At 42.6% G+C, this 13,480-nt stretch carries 14 protein-coding genes; 3 read left to right on the top strand and 11 right to left on the bottom strand.

The features are described 5' to 3' along the window. Nucleotides 1–331: 331 nt before the first annotated feature. Nucleotides 332–2,398 carry a methionine--tRNA ligase gene (metG, locus tag GXP67_RS17060; RefSeq protein WP_162444241.1) on the top strand — a complete coding sequence of 689 codons (2,067 nt, stop codon included), beginning with the start codon at nucleotides 332–334 and terminating at the stop codon, nucleotides 2,396–2,398. Between the two features lie 241 nt (nucleotides 2,399–2,639). Here the strand turns inward: metG and GXP67_RS17065 are convergent, their stop codons facing one another. From GXP67_RS17065 to GXP67_RS17105, 9 genes are all read right to left on the bottom strand, one after another. Then, nucleotides 2,640–3,548 carry a TatD family hydrolase gene (locus tag GXP67_RS17065; protein WP_162444242.1) on the bottom strand — a complete coding sequence of 303 codons (909 nt, stop codon included), beginning with the start codon at nucleotides 3,546–3,548 and terminating at the stop codon, nucleotides 2,640–2,642. 69 nt (nucleotides 3,549–3,617) lie between these two features. Then, the gene (locus GXP67_RS17070; RefSeq protein WP_162444243.1) at nucleotides 3,618–4,271 is read right to left on the bottom strand and encodes an alpha/beta fold hydrolase; all 654 of its coding nucleotides are present in this window, start codon (nucleotides 4,269–4,271) and stop codon (nucleotides 3,618–3,620) included. A 25-nt stretch (nucleotides 4,272–4,296) separates the two neighbouring features. Further along, on the bottom strand, nucleotides 4,297–4,593 hold the full coding sequence (locus tag GXP67_RS17075) for a 4Fe-4S dicluster domain-containing protein (RefSeq protein ID WP_162444244.1): 297 nt from the start codon (nucleotides 4,591–4,593) through the stop codon (nucleotides 4,297–4,299). Between the two features lie 28 nt (nucleotides 4,594–4,621). Then, complete coding sequence (locus GXP67_RS17080) at nucleotides 4,622–5,512, bottom strand: EboA domain-containing protein (protein WP_197901702.1); 891 nt, start codon at nucleotides 5,510–5,512, stop codon at nucleotides 4,622–4,624. Between the two features lie 96 nt (nucleotides 5,513–5,608). Further along, the gene (locus GXP67_RS17085) at nucleotides 5,609–6,739 is read right to left on the bottom strand and encodes a DegT/DnrJ/EryC1/StrS family aminotransferase (RefSeq protein ID WP_162444245.1); all 1,131 of its coding nucleotides are present in this window, start codon (nucleotides 6,737–6,739) and stop codon (nucleotides 5,609–5,611) included. Between the two features lie 57 nt (nucleotides 6,740–6,796). Beyond that, nucleotides 6,797–6,946 carry a hypothetical protein gene (locus GXP67_RS17090; RefSeq protein WP_162444246.1) on the bottom strand — a complete coding sequence of 50 codons (150 nt, stop codon included), beginning with the start codon at nucleotides 6,944–6,946 and terminating at the stop codon, nucleotides 6,797–6,799. A 29-nt stretch (nucleotides 6,947–6,975) separates the two neighbouring features. After that, a complete protein-coding gene (locus GXP67_RS17095) occupies nucleotides 6,976–7,581 on the bottom strand; it encodes an acetyltransferase (protein WP_162444247.1) in 606 nt (201 codons plus the stop codon). Between the two features lie 158 nt (nucleotides 7,582–7,739). After that, entirely contained in the window at nucleotides 7,740–8,867 is a 1,128-nt protein-coding gene (ald, locus tag GXP67_RS17100) for an alanine dehydrogenase (protein ID WP_162444248.1), read from the bottom strand. Between the two features lie 232 nt (nucleotides 8,868–9,099). Further along, the gene (locus GXP67_RS17105) at nucleotides 9,100–9,810 is read right to left on the bottom strand and encodes an endonuclease III domain-containing protein (protein WP_232065250.1); all 711 of its coding nucleotides are present in this window, start codon (nucleotides 9,808–9,810) and stop codon (nucleotides 9,100–9,102) included. 136 nt (nucleotides 9,811–9,946) lie between these two features. Between GXP67_RS17105 and GXP67_RS17110 the strand changes: the two genes are divergently transcribed. Further along, nucleotides 9,947–10,231, top strand: a complete 285-nt coding sequence (locus GXP67_RS17110; protein WP_162444249.1) for a hypothetical protein — start codon at nucleotides 9,947–9,949, stop codon at nucleotides 10,229–10,231. A 75-nt stretch (nucleotides 10,232–10,306) separates the two neighbouring features. Then, nucleotides 10,307–11,233: a ribosome small subunit-dependent GTPase A gene (gene rsgA / locus GXP67_RS17115; protein WP_162444250.1), complete on the top strand. Its 927-nt coding sequence runs from the start codon at nucleotides 10,307–10,309 to the stop codon at nucleotides 11,231–11,233. Between the two features lie 77 nt (nucleotides 11,234–11,310). On the opposite strand, the gene GXP67_RS17120 is transcribed toward rsgA, so the two are convergent. Next, nucleotides 11,311–12,471: a CUB domain-containing protein gene (locus GXP67_RS17120; RefSeq protein ID WP_162444251.1), complete on the bottom strand. Its 1,161-nt coding sequence runs from the start codon at nucleotides 12,469–12,471 to the stop codon at nucleotides 11,311–11,313. Between the two features lie 5 nt (nucleotides 12,472–12,476). After that, entirely contained in the window at nucleotides 12,477–13,235 is a 759-nt protein-coding gene (locus GXP67_RS17125) for a hypothetical protein (protein ID WP_162444252.1), read from the bottom strand. Nucleotides 13,236–13,480: the final 245 nt, after the last annotated feature.

Below are 13,480 nucleotides of genomic sequence, written 5' to 3' on the forward strand. Positions count from 1 at the left end.
CCCTTCGACGCAATACATATTTACACCAACCCTAGCCAACTCGATTATGACAAACAGGTTACTAAAGAAGCATATAAATTGCTGACCGCTTATCTGAGAACCGGACTTAAACACCGATTATACTTATATAGATTCAAACCTGTAGCAAAGCACCTTACAGTTTTTTTCATGCCGAATCTCAGGTATTTCATTAATTTTGCTGATTAGATAGGTTGAGGATTGTAAGAGTAATATTTGTAGATGAATAGAAAATACTCATTTCATAAACGAATCTTAAATTTTCTAATCTTTAACTCTTCTAATTTCTCAATCATTAACAAACCAGACTTTCATGAGAAACGAACCACCCAAAAGATATACTGTAACCGCAGCCTTGCCCTATGCTAACGGACCCGTACACATCGGCCATCTGGCTGGTGTATACATTCCTGCTGATATTTACGTGCGCTACTTACGCCTCCGGGAACGAGATGTTTTGTTTGTATGCGGCTCCGACGAACATGGCGTTCCTATTACTTTTCGGGCCCAGAAAGAAGGGATTACCCCTCAGCAGGCCGTAGATCAGTATCATAAAATGATTAAGGAAGCCTTTCAGGACTTCGGAATATCATTCGATATGTATTCCCGCACCTCTAATGCTACCCATCATGAAACAGCCAGTGCCTTCTTCCGGAAAATGTATGAGCAGGGCAATTTCACAGAAAAATTCTCTGACCAGTATTTTGATGCAAAAGCCAATCAATTCCTGACCGACCGTTTCATTCAAGGTACTTGTCCGGTATGTAGTTTTCCTAATGCTTACGGCGACCAGTGTGAAAATTGCGGTTCTACTTTAAGTCCGGATGAACTGATCAATCCGGTTTCGATGCTGAGCGGAGAAAAACCAGTATTGAAAGCAACCAAACACTGGTACCTGCCATTAGACCAGTACGAAGACTGGTTGCGTGAATGGATATTGGAAGGCCATAAAGAGTGGAAAACCAATGTATACGGCCAGTGTAAATCCTGGATTGATGGTGGCCTGCATCCCCGCCCCATGACCCGTGACCTGGACTGGGGTATTCCCGTTCCAGTGGAAGGGGCAGAAGGAAAAGTATTATATGTGTGGTTTGATGCACCCATCGGGTATATTTCCTCTACCAAAGATTACTTTAAAGAAAAAGTACAGAACTCCACTGGAGAGGAATGGAAGCCATACTGGCAGAGCAACGATACCCAGTTGGTGCATTTTATTGGCAAGGATAATATTGTATTCCATTGCATTATTTTTCCGATCATGCTCAAGGCGCATGGCGATTATATTCTGCCGGAAAATGTACCGGCTAATGAGTTTCTGAACCTGGAAGGAAATAAAATTTCTACTTCCAGAAACTGGGCGGTATGGCTGCATGAATACTTACAGGCATTTCCGGGAAAACAGGATGTACTGCGGTATGTACTTTGTGCCAATGCTCCCGAAACCAAAGACAATGATTTTACCTGGAAAGACTTTCAGAACCGTAATAATAATGAACTGGTAGGTAACCTGGGTAACTTCGTAAATAGAGTAATGGTACTTACACATAAATTTTTCAGTGGTAATGTGCCAATAAGAGGTAAGCTTTTCGATATTGATCATAACCTGATAAAAGAATTACAGGAATTCCCTGAAAAGATTGCTGCATCAATCGAAAATTACCGTTTCCGGGAAGCTTTAAGTTTACTTATGGATTTGTCCCGTGCCGGAAATAAATACTTAGCAGATACAGCACCCTGGAATCTGATCAAAACGGATGAAGCCAGGGTACAAACCATTCTGAATCTAGGTTTGCAGGTAGCTGCTAACTTGGCAATTGTGATGGAGCCATTTCTGCCTTTTTCAGCTTGTAAATTATATGGAATGCTCAATCTGGATTCCTATAAATGGGCAAATGCCGGTAGTATTGATTTACTATCAGATGGCCATCCCTTGAAAGAAGCCCAATTGCTGTTTGACAAAATTGAAGATGCTCCCGTAGAAGCACAGGTGCAGAAGTTATTAAATACCAAAACAGCAAATGAACTGGCCAACAAAAAGCTGCCACCAGCTAAACCGGAAATTAACTTTGATGATTTTACCAAACTAGATATCCGGATTGCTACTATTCAGGCAGCAGAACTGGTGCCTAAAACGAAAAAACTATTAAAACTCACTTTAAATACCGGCCTCGATACCAGAACAGTAGTAAGCGGCATTGCTGAGCATTATAAGCCGGAGGAAATTATTGGAAGACAAGTCTGTTTGCTGGCAAATCTGGCTCCCCGGGATATCAAAGGCATACAATCGCAGGGCATGATTCTGATGGCGGAAGATAAAGATGGCAGCCTGTCGTTTGTAAATCCGGAGAAAGTAATTGTGAATGGGGGTACAGTGAGTTAAGACTTTAAGTACTTTATGTAATAGAATATGCGAGGAAGCCTATGTCCCCTAAGGCCGGATGGGCCTCGCTTTTACAACCGCCACTCTATATACCAGATGACCCAAAGATTGTATAAGGTGACTCCTGCAAAAGCGGTGATTGATTTTTATTTTGAAATAGTTTATAAACGCAGAACCGGCAAGATGTAAATTCTTGCCGGTTCTGCGTTTAGTTTCTTAATACTTTGTACTCAATACTTAGTTAGCGGATGATCTTGGAATCAATCTGGTCTATTCTGGGGTCTTGGCCGCCACGGAGTACGGTACTGCCGGAGAATTTTTCCCGTTGGTCTATGGTGATGGGGTTCAGCCAGTCGTCTTCGTTCATTTGCCCGCTTTGGCCAAAAGCTGCCAGGGCATTCTGGTAGCAAACCTGGTGAATGTGTGCTTCCGGAATTCCCCTTTCCTGCATCAACGCAGCTGTTTTTGGCACAGCCAGCGGATCACTGATACCCCAGTCGGCAGCACTGTTGATCATAATACGTTCCGGGCCATATTGGCGTACAATTTCTGTCATGCGCTCATTACCCATTTTGGTTCTGGGATAAATGGTAAAAGCTGCCCAGAAACCTCTGTCCAACACTTCTTTCACGGTTTCTTCATTATTATGATCTACAATCACCATGGAAGGGTCTACACCGTGTTCGATGCATACATCCATGCTGCGGGAAGTGCCCTTTTTCTTATCCCGGTGGGGTGTATGAATCTGTATAGGTAAAGCTAATTCTTTTGCCAGTTCTATTTGCAGGCGGTAAAATTTATCTTCAGCAGCCGTCTGGTCGTCGTAGCCGATTTCGCCGATACCTACTACGCCTTCCTTGCTGGCAAATAAGGGCAGCAATTCCATCACTTGTTCTGCTAGTGCTTCGTTGTTGGCTTCTTTGGAATTTAACCCGATGGTGCAATAATGCCGGATGCCAAACTGGCTTGCCCGGAAACGTTCCCAGCCTACCAGGCTACTGAAATAATCTTTAAAAGAACCTGCTTCCGTACGGGCCTGTCCCAGCCAGAAAGCTGGTTCAATAATGGCTACAATACCTGCTTTACGCATGGCATCGTAATCATCGGTAGTACGGGAAGTCATGTGAACGTGTGGATCTATGAATAGCATAGTGATAAAAGGTTGAATGATTTGTTTATAAAATATTCAGTTTGTGTTGTCTTCTTTGGTTGGTAAAATTTATTCTCTTGCTTTCTCAACGGCCTGTTTTATTGCTTTGTTTATAATTGGACTGATTTCCTCCGCTTTATCTACAATCATAAAATGATGGCCTCCAGGTATTTCTATTGTATTAGTATCATTTCTGAGTGGAATTAATAAATCTTTATTTCCATGAATTTTAATACAACTCTCAATCCTGATGTTGTTATCCCAGGTAATCAATTGTTCAATCGCCCATTTTACAAATCGCAGGTCTGTTTCGTTTATAATTTCTCTGAGCAATTGTTTATTCTTAGCTCCGAAAATCCACTCCGCCAGCTTTGCCGGTGGTTTAAAAAACACAGCAGGAATCACTTTTATAATTCCGGTTTTGCCAATTATCCGGTAAACTCTTCTCAAATCACTTTTTGTCTCTGCTGAAGAAATCAAAATAACCAACGCAGGTTTGAGTATTTTACTGATTTCAATGGCAATAAGCCCTCCGAAACTGACGCCTATCAGTATAAAATTTTCTTTTGTATTAATTTTTTCTGCCAGACGGCTAGCATATTCACTCAATTCTTCATCACGCTTTGGTTCTATCCAATCCAGGGAAATAAGTTCATACCTAAGATCCAGATACTCAAATACTCTTTTATCGGCGCCTAATCCGCTTATGGCATACACCTTCATCTTAAACGCCCATGCTCCTTCAACATTATACCTTTGCCAGCTTAATCGCTTTTTCCGGGCAGGCTGTTACACATAAACCGCAAGCATGACATTGATCCGCTTTTACGGCATAGGCTTTTTTTCTGCCATGAACCCATGTTTTCAGCTTTCCGGCAAAATTGAGCGCCTTGTATTCATCACTTGTCATTTCCTGCATTTCAAATACATCATAGGGGCATACTTCTACACAATCCTGCTTGCCTTCACATTTTGATAAGTTAATAACAGGAAACCATTTTCCAGCGTCCGGTTTACAAGAAGAAGTGTCTGAAGCCATAGTCATACTATTTTTATGTATACTTAAACGACGCTCATTGCTCCTGGATATTGTCCCAGCTAATTTGTCCTAAAGCAATTTTATCTGCCAGTTGCGGATGCTGGTTCAATAGTTTTTTTGCCTGCGGTAAACTACTGGCCTGACAAGCCAACGCTGCCGTAGACTGTTGCAAGGTATCTCCGGAGTTAAAAAGCTTTTCCATATCCGGAAAAATCTGCTCATTCAGAAAAGGCCCCACTGGCCGCCAGAGTTCAGCAGGAACAGGCCGCCCGGCTGCCCAGCGTTCATGGGCAAAATCTGACAGCATTCTGGCCAGATTCGCATTAGCCCGTTGGTCTAAACCATGAATCCGATGTAAAGGACTACCTACAAAAATAGTTTTTAATACCAGCTGGTTCCAGGCAGGTTCATCCAGGTATTCTGAAGGATATGGATTGTCTAAGGCTATTGCATTAAATACATCCGTCATGTTAGTACGGATTCCTTCAGTGGTACGGTGGCGGTGTAATTCCGGATGCGGAAGCAAAGGTAAACTCAGATACAAAGCAGTTTGCTCACCCACATCGCCAGTACTGAATAATTGGTTTAGAACATGTACGAACTTCTGTGGGTCTTGATGTGGCAGCGAAAGTACCAGTAGTATACGGGTAGCCTGGTCGGTGGTCCAGTGAGCCGGATTCCAGCCTTTCCGCAAAGCCCCGGCTTTTTGAATATCACCAGCCGTGAGTTGTAGCTTTTCTTTCCCAACAAAACGGGGGGCTGTGCCAAAAGCCAGGTAAAATTGCCGCTCTGCATTTTCAGCAGAAATAAGACCTAATTTCTGGTCAAGCCATTCTTTTCCTTTTGCTGGTGCATTGCTGATAATCCAGTTGTATAAGGTTTCTTTGATAGCCTCTATGTCGGCCTGATAGGTTATAGAAGACATGCGTTAATTAAATAGGGTTGAACTTTACTACGAATTACTGAAATACATCAGTTAAAAAATGTAGTATCGATGCCTAAGGTATAAAATATTTGGGCATTAAAACAAGCTTGTAACAATTTTAGCTACTCTTTCTATCTCCTCGCTCGTTAAATTAGATCCGGATGGCAGGCAAATACCCCTGTTGAATAAGTCTTCGGCTACATTCCGGTTGCCATAATAGGGATAACTCGCAAACACAGGCTGTAAATGCATCGGTTTCCATAGCGGCCTTGCTTCTATGTTTTCTGCCGCCAAGGCCAGCCGGATGCTTTCCCTGGTTACGCCCTTTGATTGTTTTTCGTCTATGACTATACAGGTAAGCCATCGGTTGCTTCGGGTATTTTCTAATTCTGGTGCGAAAGAAATGACCGGAATATGCGCAAATGCTTTCTGGTAAAAGGCATAATTTGCCCTGCGTTGCTTTACTCTATCGTCGATCACTTCCATTTGTCCACGGCCAATGCCTGCTGCAATATTACTCATCCGGTAATTATAGCCAATTTGTGAATGCTGATAATGGGGTGCATTATCTCTGGCCTGGGTTGCTAGAAAACGGGCTTTAGTTATCAGGCCTTCCTCATCCGACAATAAAGCGCCTCCTCCAGAGGTAGTGATAATTTTATTGCCATTAAAAGAAAGAATACCTAGTTTTCCGAAAGTACCTAGTTTTTTGCCTTTATAACTGGCACCTAAGGCTTCTGCTGCATCTTCTATCACCGGAATATCAAATTCCTTGGATAGTGCCATTAATTCATCCATTCTGGCAGCTTGTCCATACAAATGCACTATGATCATGGCTTTTGGTTTTTTACCTTTTGCCAGCCGGTCTTCAATCGCATTGCGGGTTTCTTTTACACAAATGTTCCAGGTAGAATAGCCGCTGTCTACAAAAATGGGAGTTGCTCTCTGGTATATAATCGGATTGGCAGTCGCAGAAAAAGTAAAGGTTGGGCAAATTACTTCGTCTTCGGCTTTTATGCCCAGTAAAATCAAGGCTAAATGGATGGCAGCGGTACCAGAGCTTAAAGCGGCTGCATGGGAAACGCCAGTATAGCGGCACAAATCCTGCTCAAAGCCATCTACATTGGGACCTAAAGGAGCGATCCAGTTTTCTTCAAACGCCTGATGAATATAGTTTAATTCAGTGCCGCCCATATGCGGTGAAGAGAGGTATATTTTTTTAGACATGAAGTAGTTTTCGTTGTCAGTTGTTAGATAAAATATGTAAATGAGTTCCTTTGTATATTAATACTGACGACCTCCGCACAGGCTTTTGCCCTCCCGGGCAGGCCCCGCTATTACATCTGCCACTCTATACAACCCGTACATGGCCAGTGCTGACCCAAAGGTTGTATAAGGTGGCTCCTGCAAAAGCGGTGATAAGTAGATACGCATTTTTTCACTTGTTTTGGTATTACATTATCTCAAAGTAAGGGTTTGATTTTGATAATTCGGGCTGGTACTCCTACGGCTTTGGCATAATCTGGAATATCTTTGGTTACAACGGCTCCTGCTCCAATCACACACCATTTGCCAATACTAATACCAGGAATAATAGTAGCGCCAGCTCCAATATGGGTTCCTTCGCCTATCGATACATTTCCGCTTAAGGTAGCATTGGGAGAAATATGTACAAAATTTTCCAGTACACAATCGTGGTCTACACTGGCTGAAGTGTTAATAATGCAATGTTGGCCAACCGAAGCAGAAGCTTGTATCACTGCATGGTGAAATACTACGGTCCCATCATCTACTTTAGCATAAGCAGAAACAATCGCAGAAGGATGAATTACTTTTCCATAGGTATGCTGTACCAAAGCCGTTATTTTCCGGCGGATCTGATTATTTCCTACCGCTATAATGAGTGGCTCTTCTGGCAAATATTTTGCCTGGTATGAACCTAAAACAGGTAAGCCTAATAGTTGTTGTATATCCGGATTATCGTCAAAAATCCCTGTAACCGGAACCTTGCTGGCTTGCAGGCAATCTATAATCACTTTGGCATGTCCGCTTGCACCGTATAAAAGCATAGTTCGTAAATAATTAAGCGGTTAAGATTAAATTTCAAAAGCGGTGCAAAATACGAACAGGCATGAAAATATCAGCTATTTTTTAATTGATTACCCTTATAAACACAAAAGGGAAGTGTTTTAAGCTTCCCTCTTTATAGTTAGTTCTTATATGAAAATTACACTGTGGCCATTTCCAGGTAATCATCTACATTGGTGTAAGAAAGGCCCCAGGCATCGGCTACTCCTTTATATACGACTTCTCCCTTTACCACGTTTAACCCAGACAGCAAATCCCGGTTTTCCTGACAGGCTTTTTTCCATCCCTTATTAGCAAGTTGAATGGCATATGGCAAGGTAGCATTGGTTAAGGCCAGTGTAGAGGTATACGGTACGGCACCAGGCATATTAGCTACACAATAATGTACCACATCGTCAATAATAAAGGTGGGATTTTCGTGGGTGGTAGGCTTGCAGGTTTCGATACATCCACCCTGGTCAACGGCCACATCTACCAGCACCGTTCCCGGACGCATGATTTTGAGCATGTCTCTGGTAATTAAGTGTGGCGCTTTGGCTCCTGGAATTAGTACAGCTCCAATAATCAGGTCTGACACTTTGATCCGCTCCCGTATATTGTATTCATTCGACATCATGGTATCTACATTGGGAGGCATAATATCATCCAGATACCGCAACCTAGCCAGGCTCACATCCATAATGGTAACATGTGCTCCTAAGCCAGCCGCCATTTTAGCAGCTTGTGTACCTACCACACCTCCTCCCAGCACTAATACACGGGCAGGTGGTACGCCTGGTACACCGCCTAGCAAAATACCTCTGCCTTTAAGCGGTTTTTCCAGGTAATGAGCTCCTTCCTGAATAGACATTCTGCCGGCTACCTCCGACATAGGTATCAGTAAAGGCAGGCTTCTGTCGGCTTTTTCTACCGTTTCATAGGCCAGGCAGACCGCCTTACGGGCGATCATGGCATGGGTAAGTTCTTCGGAGGAGGCAAAATGAAAATAGGTAAAAAGCAACTGGTCTTCCCGGATCAGGTTATACTCCTGGGCAATAGGTTCTTTTACCTTGATGATCATTTCAGCTGTTTCATACACCGCTTCAATAGTTGGTAGAATGGTAGCACCAGCACTAGTGTAATCGGCATCAGAAAATCCGCTGCCTGTACCTGCATTGGCCTGCATATACACCGTATGCCCATGTTTTTTAATTTCTGCAACACCGGCAGGAGTTAAGGCTACCCGGTTTTCGTTGTTTTTAATTTCTTTTGGAACGCCAATAATCATGGTTATAATGAGTTCGTTGTGAAGATTTGGTTGCTGCAAATATAAGGATAAAATCCGTAGACAGCCTGACAATCAGGCAACCAATACAGGCTTAATTTTAAGGATACTTTAGCGAGCCAATGGTCATTTATGAGTTTTATATTCTGAAGGTTGAATGAGAAATTCTTTAAAAATCAATACAGTTTTTCCAGATTCTGAGCTCTCTCTTCTGGCTTCTACATTCTGTAAAATATTATTCTTTGCTGGTTTTACGGTTAGCCTGGTACCAGTCGCAAATATCGGTAAGCACACATTGTTTGCAGCGGGGTGCAGCATACACACATACTTTCTGCCCATGCCAGAAAAAATGTTTGTGGAAGTTGAATAGCACTTTGGCATCCTTGGGCAACATATCTAATAGTAAGGTGTGTGCTTTTTCAGCATTGGTTTTGGGGCCGATCACGCCGAGGCGTTGTGTAACCCGGTGAACATGTGTATCTACCGGCAATACAGGTTTATAGAAATTAAAAAGTAAGACCAGAGTAGATGTTTTTAGTCCCACACCAGGCAAGGAAGTCAGCCAGTTCATTGCTTCCTCTACCGGCATATCCCGCAGAAAGTCAATATTGGCTTCTCCATGGTCTGCCAGAATTTTACCCACCACTTTTTTTATATTCACAGCCTTTGCTTCCGGAAATCTGGAACTGGAAATGGCATCAATCAACTCCGGCAACGGCGCATCTCGTATGCCTTCCCAGGAACCAAAACGCTCGTGCATTTGCCGGTAGGCTTTTTCTTCATCGGCATGCGTAGTTCGGTGTGAGAGCATCGTAGAAATAAGTTCACGCATAGCATCCCGGCGGTTATAAAGGTCTTGTTCGCCGTATACCTGCTGCAACCGTTCATGTGCCAGCAACGTTTTTTCTTTCAAAGTCATTTCGGGTTGAGCGCCTGAAGCAGCCATAGCTTTATTGATTTGTTAATCGATGAATAGATTCGTACACCATATACTGATTTTGGGAAAACAGGGTTTTAGTAAGCAGAAAACAGACAGTAGAAATAGTTACTACCTTTACGGAAAGGTAAAGTGGAAATGACATATGAAGCCAAGAGGAAAACAAGGGGAATTTTGGGAAGAAATTAACCGGGTACTATGGGAGGAATGGGACCCTATCAGTGTTGGCAAACATGAATGGATAAGGGATGAGTATAAAAGTTATGTACCTTCTATTTTTAAGCTTTTGATACAGAATGAATCAGCCACTATTATTGCCTACCGGTTGAATGAACATGCAAGGGTAAGTATGGGGCTTCATCCTGATTCGGAACATAACTTGGCTATCGCCAAAAGGTTAATTATTCTCAAAGAACAATTTATTGGTTAAGTTTGCAAGTTGCGCCAGTATTTAAAACAGTACGAGATTAGCACTAATACGTATTCTATTTATTAACCATCCCCTATGCAAGAAGGATTAGTTATCCGGTCCACCGGTTCGTGGTATGAAGTAATGTCAGAAGACAAGCAGATATATCAGTGCCGTTTACGGGGAAAATTCAAAATAAAGGGGCTCAAAGTCACTAATCCTATTGCGGTGGGCGACCGGGTAAAATACCAGGTAGAAGATGTGGCTGCCAATACCGGAATTATTCAGGAAATACTGCCCAGAGAGAATTACATCATCCGGAAATCTGTACAGAAAGCGGCGTATGGACATATGCTGGCAGCCAATATTGACCAGGCCATTTTACTGGTGACGCTGGCTTTTCCCAGAACTTCCCTTGGCTTTATTGACCGTTTTCTGGTTACTGCTGAATCATTCCGTATTCCGAGCCGGATTGTATTTAACAAAGCAGACTTACTGGATGAAGAAGCACTTGAGATTCAGCAGGAAATTGCAACTATTTATGAGAATATAGGATATCCCTGCCTGCTTACTTCTGTAGTAAACAAACAAGGTATAGAAGCCTTCCAGAATATATTAACCAACAAAAAATCATTGCTTGCCGGGCATTCTGGAGTGGGAAAATCGTCATTGGTGAATCTGATTGCGCCTGGTCTGCAACTTCGTACTTCTGAGGTTTCCACCTTTGCCAATAAAGGTGTCCACACTACTACATTTGCCGAAATGTTTGAAATCGCCGAAAATACCTATATTATTGACACACCCGGCATTAAAGAACTCGGACTGATCGATATAGAAAAAGAAGAATTAAGCCATTTTTTTCCGGAAATGCGGAAAATGCTGGGGCAATGCAAGTTTTATAACTGCACTCATGTACATGAACCAGGTTGTGCAGTAATAGAAGCGGTAGTGAATGAGCAAATCGCTCAAAGCCGCTACGAAAGTTACTTGAGTATGCTGGATGATACCGATAACCGCAGATAAAAGGTTACAGATTCTATTATTCACACAAAAGCCAGATAGAAGCCTATCTGGCTTTGGCATACAAATTAGAGCAAACGTTACTTTACCAATACAACCTTATTTGTAATTACCTTGCCTGGTGTTGCTAATCGTACAATATAAACACCTTCCTGCTGCCCGTTAGGCTGCCATTCTACACTGTTGGTTCCTCCGGCCTGCATTTCTCCAGCAAATACATTAGTTGCTTCTATTCCTTTGCTATCATAAATTCTCAGACTGACAGGCCCTGTTTGCTGTGCAGTAAAGTTGAAGGTTATTTTCTCTCTGAAAGGATTGGGAAATGCTTCCAGCTTCAAAAGTGTTTCTTCCGGTGCTTTTTCTTCTACAGCGGCCAGCCTTGCTCCTGTGGCCACATAAGAGACACTGGCTGCCCATCCCGGATAATTTATACTGCCATCGGAAACAAAGCGCAGGGTAAGGCTGCCAGTAGAGGAAGTAATGATACCAGGACTGGTGCTGCCGGTGTAGACTCCGATCAGGGGTGAAGCAGTGGAAGTGCCATCATAGATGTAGAGTTTGTCATAGTTGTTTTCCAGCTGAAAAGAAGTAAAAGTCAGGCGCAGTTTATAGCCGACTCTGGGCGATAAAGTCTGGGTAAGATTCAGGTTATTCTGATAATTGGCTGCAAATCCGGGATCATAGTAGGTGGTACCGGCATTCACACCTGTAGAGCCACTGCTCATCACAATCTCTCCTGGTTGGATCTGCCTGGTGGTTTTAACTACCCAGAAATCATGATTCCCTTTGCTGGGTTGAGACACATCTTTCCCTGCTTCTGCATCTGTAACACCTGCCAATATAAAGCCTCCATCATTAGTTTGAAATCCGGAACGTAAAACACTATAATGAAATAGACCATTTCCAGAAACAGGGTTCGCTTTAAAAGTTCTACTCCATTGTATTTGCCCACTCCCGGTAATTTTGAATAATTGGCTATAACGATTGTAGTGATCATCAGTAGCCTCACTCAATAACAAATATCCGCCATCATTGTCCTTGATAACATTCACACCTTCATTATAAATCACTGCATATCCGGCTGATAGATCCCATTGTTTAATGCCGGTACTAGTGATTTTTACAATCCAGTGTGAGCTGTAACTGGTACTGTAACTGGTACTAAGTGTGGTTTTATCTCCACTGATGCCTGATTCAGAAGTGCCTCCCAATAAATAGCCGCCATCACTGGTTTGTGTCAATGAAGTTAAATACTCATTATAGTCGCCCCCAAAGGATTTATCCCATTGTTTGGTGCATTGCTTGTTATTTTTACTATCCAGTAATCATCAGCCCCTTTATTGGCTGCAGTTTTATCCCCACTGATGCCTGAGTAAGAATGGCCTCCCACTAAAAAGCCGCCATCACTGGTTTGTATCAATGAAGTTAAGTCATCGAAACCGTCACCGCCAAAGGATTTATCCCATTGTTTGGTGCCATCGCTTGTTGTTTTTACTATCCAGTAATCTGAATCCCCTTTACTTGCCTGGCTTTTATCGCCCCCGACACCTGAATCGGAATGGCCTGCGAGTAGAAAACCACCATCACTGGTTTGTATCAATGAAGTTAAGTCATCGAAACCGTCACCGCCAAAGGATTTGTCCCATTGTTTGGTGCCATCGCTTGAAATCTTGACCACCCAGTAATCAATAGCCCCTTTATTGGCTGCAGTTTTATCCCCACTGATGCTTGAGTAAGAATGGCCTCCCACTAAAAAGCCGCCATCTGCGGTAGGTATGATTTTCTTAGCCCTATCTTCATTACTGCCTCCGAAGCGTTTATCCCACTCTTTTACAGGGGTAGCCTGTGCCTGTGCCAGGTCTATAATGAGGCTCAGTAAACAAACTGTGAACAGGCATACTTTTATCAGCAGGGCAGTAGTTGATGTTCTATAATTGGCAGCCTTGCCTGAGAAGTTAGTTGAAGTTGTTTTAATACTTTTTTGGGTAGAAGGATAGAGATACATATAGTAGGTAGTGTGTTAAAGGTTATACAATTGAGTTGATAATAAATTGATTGGTTTGTGCTGAATAATGCGTTTGAAGCATGGTTCAAAAGTAATGCATGCCCAAAAAAAGTGTTATTACATATGTTCCAATCTTTGTAACTCTCGTCCTATGGGTGTTTTTTTTCAACAATTCTGCTGTGTTTCTTCTAAAAATATGGCTTACATCAACCAACACTCCGGCACAAGTCGATTTTCTCGCATAG

Source organism: Rhodocytophaga rosea, assembly GCF_010119975.1.
Taxonomy (GTDB): domain Bacteria; phylum Bacteroidota; class Bacteroidia; order Cytophagales; family 172606-1; genus Rhodocytophaga; species Rhodocytophaga rosea.